Source organism: Pseudomonas sp. 44 R 15 (assembly GCF_900004965.1).
Lineage (GTDB): Bacteria > Pseudomonadota > Gammaproteobacteria > Pseudomonadales > Pseudomonadaceae > Aquipseudomonas > Aquipseudomonas orientalis_A.
In genome coordinates, this window is sequence record NZ_CVTU01000042.1 from 108,584 (window position 1) to 122,658 (window position 14,075).

Annotated in this window: 11 protein-coding genes and 1 rRNA gene; 10 read left to right on the forward strand and 2 right to left on the reverse strand. The window is 58.1% G+C overall.

Features of this window, described 5'->3' with window-relative positions:
* Nucleotides 1-103: 103 nt before the first annotated feature.
* Both BFP93_RS04890 and BFP93_RS04895 read right to left on the reverse strand, forming a co-directional pair.
* A complete protein-coding gene (locus tag BFP93_RS04890; protein WP_065883988.1) occupies nucleotides 104-448 on the reverse strand; it encodes a pentapeptide repeat-containing protein in 345 nt (114 codons plus the stop codon).
* A gap of 91 nt (nucleotides 449-539) precedes the next feature.
* Complete coding sequence (locus BFP93_RS04895; protein WP_065892290.1) at nucleotides 540-2,096, reverse strand: bifunctional aminoglycoside phosphotransferase/ATP-binding protein; 1,557 nt, start codon at nucleotides 2,094-2,096, stop codon at nucleotides 540-542.
* A gap of 118 nt (nucleotides 2,097-2,214) precedes the next feature.
* Here BFP93_RS04895 and mrcB point away from each other — a divergent pair, with 118 nt between their 5' ends.
* The 10 genes from mrcB to BFP93_RS04945 all read left to right on the forward strand — a co-directional run bounded on the left by mrcB (nucleotide 2,215) and on the right by BFP93_RS04945 (nucleotide 14,057).
* Nucleotides 2,215-4,539 (forward strand): penicillin-binding protein 1B, encoded by a 2,325-nt coding sequence (gene mrcB / locus BFP93_RS04900; RefSeq protein WP_065892291.1) that lies wholly within the window; start codon nucleotides 2,215-2,217, stop codon nucleotides 4,537-4,539.
* Between the two features lie 16 nt (nucleotides 4,540-4,555).
* Nucleotides 4,556-5,290, forward strand: a complete 735-nt coding sequence (locus BFP93_RS04905) for a tetratricopeptide repeat protein (RefSeq protein WP_065883995.1) — start codon at nucleotides 4,556-4,558, stop codon at nucleotides 5,288-5,290.
* Complete coding sequence (locus BFP93_RS04910) at nucleotides 5,290-5,619, forward strand: YqcC family protein (RefSeq protein ID WP_065892292.1); 330 nt, start codon at nucleotides 5,290-5,292, stop codon at nucleotides 5,617-5,619. Before BFP93_RS04905 ends, BFP93_RS04910 begins: the two co-directional genes overlap by 1 nt.
* A 431-nt stretch (nucleotides 5,620-6,050) precedes the next feature.
* Nucleotides 6,051-7,775: an acetolactate synthase 3 large subunit gene (locus tag BFP93_RS04915; RefSeq protein WP_065884006.1), complete on the forward strand. Its 1,725-nt coding sequence runs from the start codon at nucleotides 6,051-6,053 to the stop codon at nucleotides 7,773-7,775.
* Nucleotides 7,776-7,777: 2 nt separating this feature from the next.
* Nucleotides 7,778-8,269 carry an acetolactate synthase small subunit gene (gene ilvN, locus BFP93_RS04920; protein ID WP_003176102.1) on the forward strand — a complete coding sequence of 164 codons (492 nt, stop codon included), beginning with the start codon at nucleotides 7,778-7,780 and terminating at the stop codon, nucleotides 8,267-8,269.
* Between the two features lie 46 nt (nucleotides 8,270-8,315).
* On the forward strand, nucleotides 8,316-9,332 hold the full coding sequence (gene ilvC, locus BFP93_RS04925; RefSeq protein WP_003176099.1) for a ketol-acid reductoisomerase: 1,017 nt from the start codon (nucleotides 8,316-8,318) through the stop codon (nucleotides 9,330-9,332).
* A gap of 146 nt (nucleotides 9,333-9,478) precedes the next feature.
* A complete protein-coding gene (gene pssA / locus BFP93_RS04930; protein ID WP_065883999.1) occupies nucleotides 9,479-10,336 on the forward strand; it encodes a CDP-diacylglycerol--serine O-phosphatidyltransferase in 858 nt (285 codons plus the stop codon).
* Between the two features lie 63 nt (nucleotides 10,337-10,399).
* Nucleotides 10,400-11,413 carry a protein-methionine-sulfoxide reductase catalytic subunit MsrP gene (msrP, locus tag BFP93_RS04935; RefSeq protein WP_065892293.1) on the forward strand — a complete coding sequence of 338 codons (1,014 nt, stop codon included), beginning with the start codon at nucleotides 10,400-10,402 and terminating at the stop codon, nucleotides 11,411-11,413.
* Nucleotides 11,413-12,033 (forward strand): protein-methionine-sulfoxide reductase heme-binding subunit MsrQ, encoded by a 621-nt coding sequence (gene msrQ, locus BFP93_RS04940; protein WP_065892294.1) that lies wholly within the window; start codon nucleotides 11,413-11,415, stop codon nucleotides 12,031-12,033. The genes msrP and msrQ overlap by 1 nt, the downstream gene beginning before the upstream one ends.
* 487 nt (nucleotides 12,034-12,520) lie before the next feature.
* Nucleotides 12,521-14,057: ribosomal RNA gene (locus BFP93_RS04945) — 16S ribosomal RNA — on the forward strand.
* The last annotated feature ends 18 nt before the right edge of the window (nucleotides 14,058-14,075 follow it).

The following is a 14,075-nucleotide window of genomic DNA, read 5'->3' on the forward strand; positions in this document are numbered from 1 at the left end:
TTGCTCGGGAACGGCTCAAAAGCTTATAAGAACGCCGCCATATCTCAGGCAGGGTAAAGCGCCCGGCACGCCTGTCGCGCGGCCGGGAGCCGAAGTCTTGAGGTTATTTGGTGCGGTAACGCAGGCGTGTGCCGAAATTGACCGACATCAGGATCTCATCAGCCGTCAGGTCGGAGGAGAAGTAAGTGCCGGAAATCTGCGCGTGGGCCAGGCTGGCGCCTTCCAGTGAACATTCACGTAAATCCAGCCCGCGCAGGTCGGCGGAGCGGAAGTAGGCGTCGGTGAAGTCGATACCTGCGGTGTTCAGTTCGCGCAGGTCCAACCCTCGGAAGTCGCCGCCACGCATATCGATAACCCCGTCACCGGGGCGTTCCTGATTGAAGCCGCGGATGTCGTCCTTGTGCAGGAGCGCGTAGAGCGGGGTATCAAGAAGCTTGGGATGACTCATGACGGCGACTCCTGTTGGTATTATGGCGCCATTATAGTGCCACTATCGCAGAGTCGTGCGCCAACGTGGCGACACGACCAAGAAATATTTCTTACAGGCCGGGCAAGCGCTGACGAATATGCGCAACCAACGCATCGAGGGTCCCGCTTTCATTGGTCTCGACGCGCTTGCTCAACAGCAGCTCCTGCGCTGTCAGCGGGTCGCGATTGGCTTGCTGCTGTTCGATAACCACCAACGTTGCGTCGGACGGATCGTTTTTATCTGCCTGACGTTGTGCCAGCCAACTGGCGATGACGGCCTGGGGCGCATTGCAATCCAGAATCAGGAACGGAGCCCCGGTGGCTTCGGCAACCCGGGCCGCCGCGTCGCGTTGTTCGCGTTTGAGGAAGGTGGCATCCAGCACCACCGGGAAACCGGCGCGAAGCACGGTGTCGGCAATTTCGTTCAGCCGCGTGTACGTTGCAGCACTGGCGTCATGGTTATAGATGCCGGCCTGCGGTGTATTTTCCACAGGCTGCTCGCCAAACAGGCGCTTGCGCTCCACGTCCGAGCGCAGGCGAACAGCGCCTAATGCCTCGACCAGGCGCAGGGCGACATGGCTTTTGCCCACGGCCGAAACACCATGGGTGATTGCCAGGAAGCGCGAGGGAATCGTGCTGTAGCTTTCAGCCAGATTGGCGTAGTTGCGGTACTGGCGCAGGGTGGTGGCGCGTTGTACCGGGTCGGCTTCGCTCGGCATGCTGAACAGCGCAACTTTGGCCCGGACCAGGGCGCGATACGCCTTGTAGAAATTGAGCAGCTCCAGGCCCTGATAATCGCCGGTCAGCTCCAGGTACTGGCTGATGAATCGTCGCGCCAGGCATTTGAGGCCACGGTCTTCCAGGTCCATCGCCAGGAACGCGGTGTCGGCGTACACGTCGGTAAAGCGGAACGGCTCGTTGAACTCGATGCAGTCGAAGATCACCACATGGCCGTCGATCAGCGTGGCGTTGCCCAGGTGAATGTCACCATGGCATTCGCGGGTGAATCCATTGAGCTTGCGCTGTTGCAGCAGCGGCTTGAGGCGTTCGAAGCTGCTTTCGGCCCAGGCTTGCAGGGCTTCCAGTTGAGTCAGGTCGGCCTTGTCACTGAGGAATGGGCGGATCTGTTCGAAGTTCTGGCGTACCGGTGCCATCACTTCATCCGGGGTGCCGGCGGGGTGTCCCTGTGGGACTTTGGGGGCGTTGATGTGGAAGTGCGCAATCTGCCTGGCCATTTCGTCAATGTGCGCGCTGGTGAGTTCGCCGTTGGCTTGCAAGGTGCTCAGCATCTGGCTCTGCGGGAACTGGCGCATTTTCAGCGCGTATTCGATGACCGGGCCGTCGCCAGCCAGTTGCGGTGCGTCGGCAGTGCCGGTAATTGACAACACTTCAAGATACAAATCTTCGGTCAGGCGCTGGTTGAGGCGCAGTTCTTCGTTGCAGAAGTGGCCGCGTTTTTCCAGATCGGTGAAGTCCAGGAACCCGAAGTTCATCGGTTTCTTCAATTTATAAGCGTAAGGACCGGTCAGGATTACCCAGGAAATATGGGTTTCAATAACGTGAAATGCTTCCACCGGATGCGGGTACAACGCCGGGTTTTGCAGGGCTGCGATCAGGGACTGGCTCACGGGCGATCCTTCAAAGTCTGGGAGAAATCATGGCAGGCATTATGGCCGCTACGGGCGGTCGTGCAAACCGCTGTCCGGCTCATGTTGATCATCAATAAAGTGCGTATAATCCGCCGCCATGACTCGAACCCGATCTCCCCGTTCCCGTAAAAAACCTCCTTCGCGCAGCCTGCGCCCGTGGCTGGGCTGGGCGCTCAAGCTCGGCCTGGTTGGCCTTGTGGCGCTCGCCGGCGTTGCGGTGTATCTCGATGCCGTGGTCCAGGAGAAGTTCTCCGGCAAGCGCTGGACCATCCCGGCCAAGGTGTATGCACGCCCGCTGGAATTGTTCGCCGGCCAGAAACTGAGCAAGGACGACTTTCTCACCGAACTCGATGCGCTGGGCTATCGACGCGAGCCCGTGAGCAACGGCCCGGGCGCGGCGGCGGTCAGCGGCAATACCGTCGACCTGAACACCCGTGGCTTCCAGTTCTACGAAGGCCTGGAAAAAGCCCAGCCGGTACGCGTGCGCTTTTCCGGCGATTACGTGGCCGAGCTGTCGTCGCTCAACGGCGCCAAGCTGCCGGTGGTGCGTCTTGAACCGCTGATGATTGGCGGCATCTACCCGAAGAACCTTGAAGACCGCATCCTGATCAAGCTCGATCAGGCGCCTCCGTATCTGCTGGAAACCCTGGTCGCTGTCGAAGACCGCGACTTCTATAGTCACTGGGGCGTTTCGCCGAAGTCGATTGCCCGCGCGGTTTGGGTCAATACCTCCGGCGGCAGGATGACCCAGGGCGGCAGTACGCTCACCCAGCAGTTGGTGAAGAACTTCTACCTGACCAACGAGCGCAGCCTGACGCGCAAACTCACCGAAGCCATGATGGCCATGCTTCTGGAGTTGCATTACAGCAAGCAGGAAATCCTCGAGGCGTACCTCAACGAGGTCTTCGTCGGCCAGGATGGTCAGCGCGCGGTGCATGGTTTCGGCCTGGCCAGCCAGTTTTTCTTCGGGCAGCCGCTGTCCGAATTGAAGTTGCATCAGGTTGCCTTGCTGGTGGGGATGGTGAAGGGGCCGTCCTATTACAACCCGCGGCGCAACCCGGAGCGTGCGCTTGAGCGCCGTAACCTGGTGCTCGATGTTCTGGAACAGCAGGGCGTTGCCACTGCCGAACAGGTCGCCGCCGCGAAGAAAATGCCGCTGGGCGTCACCACCCGCGGCAAGCTGGCGGACAGCTCGTTCCCCGGCTTTATCGACCTGGTCAAACGTCAGTTGCGCGAAGACTACCGCGACGAAGACTTGACCGAAGAAGGCCTGCGCATCTTCACCAGCTTTGACCCTATTCTGCAGATGAAGGCCGAGGCGTCGGTCAATGACACCTTCAAACGCCTGACCGGCCGTAAGGGCTCTGATGAAGTCGAGGCCGCCATGGTCGTGACCAACCCGGAAACCGGTGAAGTCCAGGCCATGATCGGCAGCCGCCAGGCCAGTTTCGCCGGTTTCAACCGTGCCCTGGATGCCGTGCGCCCGATCGGTTCGCTGGTCAAGCCGGCGGTTTACCTGACCGCCCTGGAAAAGCCGAGCAAGTACACCCTCACCAGTTGGCTGTCGGACGATCCGCTGTCGATCAAAGGCGCCGATGGTCAAGTGTGGACGCCGAAGAACTTCGACCGCCGCTCGCACGGCACCGTGTTTCTGTACCAGGGGCTGGCGCATTCCTACAATATCTCGACGTCGCGCCTGGGGCTCGAAGTCGGTGTGCCGAATGTGCTGAAGACGCTGGCGCGATTGGGCATTGAACGCGAGTTCCCGGCGTTCCCGTCAATGCTGCTGGGGGCGGCAGCCATGAGTCCGATGGAAGTGGCCACCATGTACCAGACCCTGGCCAACGGTGGATTCAATACCCCGATGCGCGGTATTCGCAGTGTGCTGACCGCCGAGGGCGAGCCGCTCAAGCGCTACCCGTTCCAGATCCAGCAGCGTTTCGACGCGGGCTCCATCTACCTGATCCAGAACGCCATGCAACGCGTGATGCGTGAAGGTACCGGGCGCTCGGTCTACAGCGTGCTGCCGTCGAACCTGACGCTGGCGGGCAAGACCGGCACCAGTAACGACTCGCGCGACAGTTGGTTCGCAGGTTTCGGCCAGGACGTACTGGCCGTGGTGTGGCTGGGCCGTGACGACAATGGCAAGACGCCGTTCACCGGTGCGACCGGTGCGCTGCAGGTCTGGACCAGCTTCATGCGTAAAGCTGACCCGTTGCCGCTCAACATGCCGCAGCCTGACAATATCGTGCAGGCCTGGATTGATCCGCACACAGGTCAGGGTTCCGACGCCAACTGCCCGGGGGCGGTGCAGATGCCGTATATTCGCGGCAGCGAGCCACCACCCGGTGCCGCCTGCGGGGGCAGTGCCCCGGCTGATGCGGAGTCGGTGATGGATTGGGTCAAGGGCTGGATGAATTAAGCAAAGAGGGTTTCAAGTGAACAAGTTGTGGATTCCAGCGATTACAGTTCTGGCTTTGCTCGGCGGTTGCTCCAGCGTGCAACGCGGCTCTATTCCAGTGGTGGACGCGAGTACGGGCGTCTCCAATAGCGAGCGGATTTCGGCCAAGGGCGGGTTTCGTCAAACCGTGACCAACCGTCCGGCACAGGCCAAGCCGCAGGCAATGCCGCAGGACTCGGGCGTGGTGGTGATGGTGCCTGGCAGTGGTGCTGCTACCGCAGCCCCGATCAGCGCCGAACCCTGGACCCCGGGGCCAAGCACTTCGGGTCCGGTCGATGCCACGCCGATCCAGACCGCGCCGGTCAACCAAGGCACGTACAACATGCCGTCGACGCCGAGCGGCATTCCTTCGTCATCCAGTGCGGGCGGCCTGTCCGCTGACGAGCAACTGGATGGCCCGGTATTAGCGCTGCTCACCACCGCCCAGCAACAACAGGCCGGTGGCGACCTCAATGGCGCTTCGTCGAGCCTGGAGCGTGCCCAGCGCGTTGCGCCTCGCGAACCGCAAGTGCTCTATCGCCTGGCCCAGGTACGCATGGCCCAGGGTGATGCACCGCAAGCCGAGCAGTTCGCTCGCCGTGGTTTGAGCATGGCCAACGGTCGTCCGGACCTGCAAGCCAGCCTGTGGGCGTTGATCGGCGACGCGCGTGCCGCCCAGGGTGACGCCGCCGGCGCTGCCCAGGCTCGGGCGAAAGCCAAGGTCAACCTCTGATGGATGAACGTTTTCCGGCGATTGCCGAACAGTTGTTGCTGATCGAGCGAGAGCTGCGCGTGCAGGGCTGGTGGGACGAGGTGTCCCCCAGCGCCGAAGCGCTCGGCAGCGTCGAGCCGTTTTCGGTCGATACATTGGATTTCCACCAGTGGCTGCAATGGATTTTCCTGGTCCGTATGAAGCAGATCCTCGAACAGGACCTGCCTTTGCCCAATGCTTCCGGGATTCTGGAGATGGCCGAGATGGTCTACGCCGACCGTCCTCGGGAGAGCCTTGGCTTGCGCAATGCGCTGAAAAAGTTCGACCAATTGATCGCTGACGCTCGTTAATTGCCTGACTGCCGGTTTTTCCGGCAGTCTTGCGCATATTTCTACCGCTTGACGACATTCAGGCGAGTTTTATCCCTCCTCAAAGCCCTTTCTCCTACGTTCTCATGCGCTTAGTTGGAAAAAAGCGCAATTATTGCTTGACTTGAAGGGCCTGAAACAGAAGAATCCAAAGTCCGCTGTATCGGGACTGCCAGAAGCAGGCCCGCTCAGCAGATCATGAGGCGCACATCCGCGCCGACCTGTAACACCCGCAACGCGTTACCTCGCGCTGGGTGGGAAAAGCCCGCAACACTTGGGACGATCCCAATACTTGCTCAGTCAGTGCTGACGTAGTCGGCGACCACCGTCGCTCATGCTCTGTTGAGAAGTAAACCTATTAAGACCCGTCGGTTTTCAACGGACGGTATTCTGGCGTTTTAGAGGTGAACAACGTGGAGCTTTTATCTGGCGGTGAGATGCTCGTCCGCTTTTTGCGTGACGAAGGCGTCGACTATATCTACGGGTACCCGGGTGGTGCTCTGCTGCATGTCTACGACGCACTGTTCAAGGAACCGGCTGTTACCCACATCCTGGTTCGCCACGAACAGGCCGCGACCCATATGGCTGACGGCTACGCCCGTGCCACCGGTAAAGCCGGCGTGGTACTGGTAACGTCCGGCCCGGGCGCAACCAATGCCATAACGGGCATCGCGACTGCCTATATGGACTCCATTCCGATGGTGATCATTTCCGGCCAGGTCGCCAGCACCATGGTCGGCACCGACGCGTTCCAGGAAACCGACATGATCGGTATCTCCCGGCCGATCGTGAAACACAGTTTCATGATCAAGCACGCGTCGGAAATTCCGGAAGTCATGAAAAAGGCGTTCTACCTCGCACAATCCGGTCGCCCGGGTCCTGTCGTGGTGGATATTCCCAAGGACATGACCAACCCGGCCGAGAAATTCGAATACATCTTCCCGAAGAAAGCCAAGCTGCGCTCCTACAGCCCGGCTGTGCGCGGGCACTCGGGGCAAATCCGCAAGGCTGCCGAAATGCTCCTGGCGGCCAAGCGCCCGGTGCTGTACTCCGGTGGTGGCGTGATTCTGGGGGGCGGTTCCGCACCGCTGACCGAATTGGCCAAGCTGCTTAACCTGCCGGTGACCAATACCTTGATGGGCCTCGGCGCATTCCCGGGTTCGGACCGTCAGTTCGTCGGCATGCTCGGCATGCACGGCAGCTACACCGCCAACCTGACCATGCACCACGCCGATGTGATCTTGGCCGTGGGCGCACGTTTCGATGACCGCGTGATCAACGGCGCGAGCAAGTTTTGCCCGAATGCCAAGATCATCCATATCGACATCGACCCGGCGTCCATTTCCAAGACGATCAAGGCGGACGTGCCGATCGTGGGTCCTGTTGAAAGTGTCTTGACTGAAATGGTCGCTGCGCTCAAGGACATCGGTGAAACGCCGAACAAGGAGTCCGTTGCCAGCTGGTGGAAGCAGATCGACGAATGGCGCGGCGACCGCGGCCTGTTCCCTTACGACAAGGGCGACGGCAGCATCATCAAGCCTCAAACCGTGATCGAGACCCTGTGCGAAGTGACCAAGGGCGATGCCTTTGTGACCTCCGACGTGGGCCAGCACCAGATGTTCGCCGCGCAGTACTACACATTCGACAAGCCTAACCGTTGGATCAACTCCGGTGGCCTGGGCACGATGGGCTTCGGTTTCCCTGCGGCCATGGGTGTGAAACTGAGCTTTCCGGAGGCTGACGTTGCCTGTGTCACCGGTGAAGGCAGTATCCAGATGAACATCCAGGAACTGTCGACATGCCTGCAGTACGGTCTTCCCGTGAAGATCGTCTGCCTGAACAACGGCGTGCTGGGCATGGTTCGTCAGTGGCAGGACATGAGCTACGGCAGCCGTCATTCCCATTCCTACATGGAATCGTTGCCCGATTTCGTCAAATTGGTTGAAGCCTATGGCCACGTCGGCATGCGCATCACCGATTTGAAAGATCTGAAGCCGAAGATGGAAGAGGCGTTCGCCATGAAGGACCGCCTGGTGTTCATCGATATTCAGGTGGATACCAGCGAGCACGTCTACCCGATGCAGATCAAAGACGGCTCTATGCGCGACATGTGGCTGAACAAGACGGAGCGTACTTAATCATGCGGCACATTATCTCCCTGCTTCTGGAGAACGAACCCGGCGCTCTGTCCCGTGTTGTCGGCCTGTTTTCGCAACGCAACTACAACATCGAAAGCCTGACCGTGGCCCCAACCGAAGACCCGACCCTGTCGCGCCTGACGTTGACCACCGTGGGACACGATGAGGTGATCGAACAGATCACCAAGAACCTCAACAAGCTGATCGAAGTGGTCAAGCTGGTCGACCTGTCGGAAAGTGCCCACATCGAGCGCGAGTTGATGTTGGTCAAGGTCAAGGCCACGGGCGCCCAGCGTGCCGAGATCAAGCGCACTACCGATATTTATCGCGGGCAGATCGTCGATGTGAGCGCCAGCGTTTATACCGTTCAACTGACCGGTACAAGCGACAAGCTGGACAGCTTCATCCAGTCGATCGGGACGGCCTCGATTCTGGAAACCGTACGCAGTGGTGTCACCGGGATTGCCCGTGGCGACAAAGTACTCAGCATCTAACCCAATTAGCGAATGGCCTTACGGCCTGGATATATAGAGGAACCTCATGAAAGTTTATTACGATAAAGATTGTGACCTGTCGATCATCCAGGGCAAGAAAGTCGCCATCATCGGTTACGGCTCCCAGGGCCATGCTCAAGCGTGCAACCTGAAAGATTCCGGCGTTGACGTGACCGTTGGCCTGCGCAAAGGCTCGGCTACCGTTGCCAAGGCTGAAGCCCATGGCCTGAAAGTGACTGACGTGGCTTCCGCTGTTGCGGCCGCCGACCTGGTCATGATCCTGACCCCGGACGAATTCCAGTCCGCGCTGTACAAGAATGAAATCGAGCCGAACATCAAGAAGGGCGCCACCCTGGCCTTCTCCCACGGCTTCGCGATCCACTACAACCAGGTTGTGCCGCGCGCTGACCTCGACGTGATCATGATCGCGCCAAAGGCTCCAGGCCACACCGTACGTTCCGAGTTCGTCAAGGGCGGCGGTATTCCTGACCTGATCGCGATCTACCAGGATGCTTCGGGCAACGCCAAGAACGTTGCGCTGTCCTACGCGGCCGGTGTTGGCGGCGGTCGTACCGGCATCATCGAAACCACTTTCAAGGACGAGACCGAAACCGACCTGTTCGGCGAACAAGCCGTACTGTGTGGCGGTACCGTTGAACTGGTGAAAGCCGGTTTCGAAACCCTGGTTGAAGCGGGCTACGCGCCGGAAATGGCCTACTTCGAATGCCTGCACGAACTTAAGCTGATCGTTGACCTCATGTACGAAGGCGGTATCGCCAACATGAACTACTCGATCTCCAACAACGCCGAATACGGCGAGTACGTGACCGGCCCGGAAGTGATCAACGCCGAATCCCGTCAGGCCATGCGCAACGCCCTGAAACGTATTCAGGACGGCGAATACGCCAAAATGTTCATCAGCGAAGGCGCCACCGGCTACCCTTCGATGACCGCCAAGCGTCGTAACAACGCCGCCCACGGTATCGAAGTCATCGGCGAGCAACTGCGCTCCATGATGCCGTGGATCGGTGCCAACAAGATCGTCGACAAAGCCAAGAACTAAGTCGTACGTATCAAGGGAAAACGCGGCTTAGGCCGCGTTTTTTCGTTTGGGTAAGCGGGTTCTGGTATAAAGCTGCATCGTTTGCGGGCGAACACTCGCCGCAAGTATCTGTCGAATTTTTTTCACACCGTTGCAAGGTAAAGTCCATGAGCGAACGTCCCGAAGAGCCAAACCAGGCTTCCGACGCCGAAAGCATGCTGCCGATCGATGAACATGTCGAAGAAGGGCATGACGCGGAAGGCCGCAAGGTCCGGCATCGTGGCATCTATCTGCTGCCCAACCTGTTTACGACGGCGAACCTGTTTGCCGGCTTTTATTCCATCATCAACTCGATGAGCGCCCAGAGCGCGTTGGCGGCAGGTGATGCCGTGAGTGCCAGCAAGTACTTCGGTTTTGCTGCCATCGCCATTTTCGTCGCCATGGTGCTTGATGGCCTGGATGGTCGTGTGGCGCGCATGACCAATACCCAAAGCGCCTTCGGTGCCGAGTACGACTCTTTGTCGGACATGGTCGCCTTCGGTGTTGCCCCTGCGTTGCTGGCGTTTGCCTGGGCGCTGGGTGATATGGGCAAGGTCGGCTGGATGGTTGCCTTCATCTATGTTGCAGGTGCGGCGTTGCGTCTTGCGCGCTTCAACACTCAGGTAGGCACTGCCGACAAGCGTTACTTCATTGGCCTGGCCAGTCCTGCTGCCGCGGGCGTGGTGGCGGGTATCGTCTGGGCGTTCAGTGATTACGGCATTCAGGGTTCGAAGATGTCGTTCCTGGTAGCGCTGATGGTTGCTGCGGCCGGCATGTTGATGGTCAGCAACATCAAGTACAACAGCTTCAAGGAGCTGGACCTCAAGGGCCGTGTGCCTTTCGTAGCGATTCTTGTTGTGGTGCTGGTGTTTGCGGTGGTGTTCAGCGATCCGCCGCGCATTCTATTGTTGGCCTTCCTGGTCTACGCCGCTTCTGGGCCGGTCCAGTACCTGCTGCATCTTCGTCGGGACAAAACATTGCCTTAATGTAATTTCCCCCATACTCCGCAGTCTATTGGTGCACCTGTCCTCCAATGCTGCGGAGTTGCCATGTTAATCAAATTGCCCAAAGCGTCCGATTGCCACGAATCGGATGTCACCCCTGAATCCTTCTATCTCTCTCGCCGCAGCTTGCTCGGTGGCGCGCTCGCCGGTATTGCCGCCAGCAGCTTGCCTCGTTTGGCCAGTGCAGAGGAGGCCGCACGCTATGCCGACGTCGAGCCGGGCAGGGCGCCTGACTGGTTTGCGCAAAAGCTCCCCGGCACCAAGTGGCAGGCAGTGACCGTCAAGGACGAGGCCATCACGCCGTTCAAGGACGCAACCCACTACAACAACTTCTATGAATTTGGCACGGACAAGGGCGACCCGGCGGCAAATGCCGGTTCACTCAAGACCGAACCGTGGAGCGTTGTGATTGATGGTGAGGTGGCCAAGCCTGGGCGCTACGCACTTGAAGACTTCATGAAGCCTTACCAGTTGGAAGAGCGCATCTATCGTCTGCGGTGCGTTGAGGCGTGGTCGATGGTTATTCCCTGGATCGGCTTCCCCATTTCCGCCTTGCTCAAGCAGGTTGAGCCCACCTCCAAAGCGAAGTTCATCCGCTTTGAAACGCTGCAGGATCCGAAGAGCATGCCGGGTCAGCGCTCCAGTTTCGGCTTGATCGACTGGCCTTATATAGAAGGGCTGCGCCTGGACGAGGCGATGAATCCATTGGCGATCCTTGCCGTTGGTATGTATGGGCGAGAGCTGCCTAACCAGAACGGTGCACCGTTGCGGTTGGTCGTGCCATGGAAATACGGCTTCAAGAGTGTGAAGTCGATTGTGCGCATCAGCCTTGTCAGCGAGCAGCCGAAAACGACCTGGCAGAGTATTGCCGCCGATGAGTATGGCTTCTATGCGAACGTGAACCCGACGGTTGACCATCCGCGCTGGACCCAGGCGCGGGAACGTCGTTTGCCGAGCGGTCTTTTCAGCCCGAACGTGCGCGAGACCCAGATGTTCAATGGCTACTCCGATGAGGTCGCCTCTTTATATACGGGCCTCGACCTGCGGAAGAACTATTGATGCGCTATCCGCTCTGGCGCATTGGCGTTTTTATAGCGGTCGCGGTATGGCCGTTGTTCTGGCTATATGAAGCCTGGAGTTTTGCCCTCGGGCCCGACCCTGGGAAGGTGCTGGTGGATCGCCTCGGCTTGGGCACCTTGATTCTGTTGCTGATCACGCTTGGCATGACTCCGCTTCAGAAACTGAGCGGTTGGGCGGGGTGGATTGCGGTACGCCGGCAATTGGGGTTGTGGTGCTTTGCCTATGTGACGCTGCATTTGGCAGCCTATTGCGTGTTTGTCCTCGGGCTTGACTGGTCGCAGTTGGGCGTGGAATTGCGTAAGCGCCCGTACATCATTGTCGGCACGTTGGGGTTTGTGGGCTTGCTGGTTTTGGCTGCGACCTCCAATCGTTACAGTCAGCGACGGTTGGGGAGCCGCTGGAAGAAACTGCACCGTTTGGTCTATGTGATTCTCGGACTTGGTTTGCTGCATATGCTCTGGATAGTTCGGGCTGATTTGAAGGAGTGGGCTGTCTACGCGTCCATTGGTGCGCTGCTTCTTCTATTGCGGGTGCCACCGGTGATGCGCCGAATCCCCCGCCTTATTGCTAAAAAACCGTCTTCTGCAACAAAACTGTAATTAGCCCTTGACGGCAGATTCTGTGCGCCTATAATTCGCCCCACTTCCGGCGCAGTCGAAACGGAAAACTCCTTGGTAAACAACGAGTTAAGTAGGTTTCGACAGCAAGTCGCTTCAGTTCATCGAAGCCAAAAGGAAGTTGAAAAAGAGGTGTTGACAGCAGCGTGTAACGCTGTAGAATTCGCCTCCAGCTTACGAGAGATCGCAAGCGCAAGTGGTTGAAGTTGTTGAAGAAATCTTCGAAAGCTTCTGAAAATAACTGCTTGACAGCAAATGAGGCTGCTGTAGAATGCGCGCCTCGGTTGAGACGAAAGATCTTAACCAACCGCTCTTTAACAACTGAATCAAGCAATTCGTGTGGGTGCTTGTGGAGTCAGACTGATAGTCAACAAGATTATCAGCATCACAAGTTACTCCGCGAGAAATCAAAGAATAACCAACGATTGCTGAGCCAAGTTTAGGGTTTCTTAAAAACCCAAAGATGTTTGAACTGAAGAGTTTGATCATGGCTCAGATTGAACGCTGGCGGCAGGCCTAACACATGCAAGTCGAGCGGTAGAGAGAAGCTTGCTTCTCTTGAGAGCGGCGGACGGGTGAGTAAAGCCTAGGAATCTGCCTGGTAGTGGGGGATAACGTTCGGAAACGGACGCTAATACCGCATACGTCCTACGGGAGAAAGCAGGGGACCTTCGGGCCTTGCGCTATCAGATGAGCCTAGGTCGGATTAGCTAGTTGGTGAGGTAATGGCTCACCAAGGCGACGATCCGTAACTGGTCTGAGAGGATGATCAGTCACACTGGAACTGAGACACGGTCCAGACTCCTACGGGAGGCAGCAGTGGGGAATATTGGACAATGGGCGAAAGCCTGATCCAGCCATGCCGCGTGTGTGAAGAAGGTCTTCGGATTGTAAAGCACTTTAAGTTGGGAGGAAGGGCAGTTACCTAATACGTGATTGTTTTGACGTTACCGACAGAATAAGCACCGGCTAACTCTGTGCCAGCAGCCGCGGTAATACAGAGGGTGCAAGCGTTAATCGGAATTACTGGGCGTAAAGCGCGCGTAGGTGGTTTGTTAAGTTGGATGTGAAATCCCCGGGCTCAACCTGGGAACTGCATTCAAAACTGACTGACTAGAGTGTGGTAGAGGGTGGTGGAATTTCCTGTGTAGCGGTGAAATGCGTAGATATAGGAAGGAACACCAGTGGCGAAGGCGACCACCTGGACCAACACTGACACTGAGGTGCGAAAGCGTGGGGAGCAAACAGGATTAGATACCCTGGTAGTCCACGCCGTAAACGATGTCAACTAGCCGTTGGGAGCCTTGAGCTCTTAGTGGCGCAGCTAACGCATTAAGTTGACCGCCTGGGGAGTACGGCCGCAAGGTTAAAACTCAAATGAATTGACGGGGGCCCGCACAAGCGGTGGAGCATGTGGTTTAATTCGAAGCAACGCGAAGAACCTTACCAGGCCTTGACATCCAATGAACTTTCCAGAGATGGATTGGTGCCTTCGGGAACATTGAGACAGGTGCTGCATGGCTGTCGTCAGCTCGTGTCGTGAGATGTTGGGTTAAGTCCCGTAACGAGCGCAACCCTTGTCCTTAGTTACCAGCACGTTATGGTGGGCACTCTAAGGAGACTGCCGGTGACAAACCGGAGGAAGGTGGGGATGACGTCAAGTCATCATGGCCCTTACGGCCTGGGCTACACACGTGCTACAATGGTCGGTACAGAGGGTTGCCAAGCCGCGAGGTGGAGCTAATCCCACAAAACCGATCGTAGTCCGGATCGCAGTCTGCAACTCGACTGCGTGAAGTCGGAATCGCTAGTAATCGCGAATCAGAATGTCGCGGTGAATACGTTCCCGGGCCTTGTACACACCGCCCGTCACACCATGGGAGTGGGTTGCACCAGAAGTAGCTAGTCTAACCTTCGGGAGGACGGTTACCACGGTGTGATTCATGACTGGGGTGAAGTCGTAACAAGGTAGCCGTAGGGGAACCTGCGGCTGGATCACCTCCTTAATCGACGACATCAGCTGC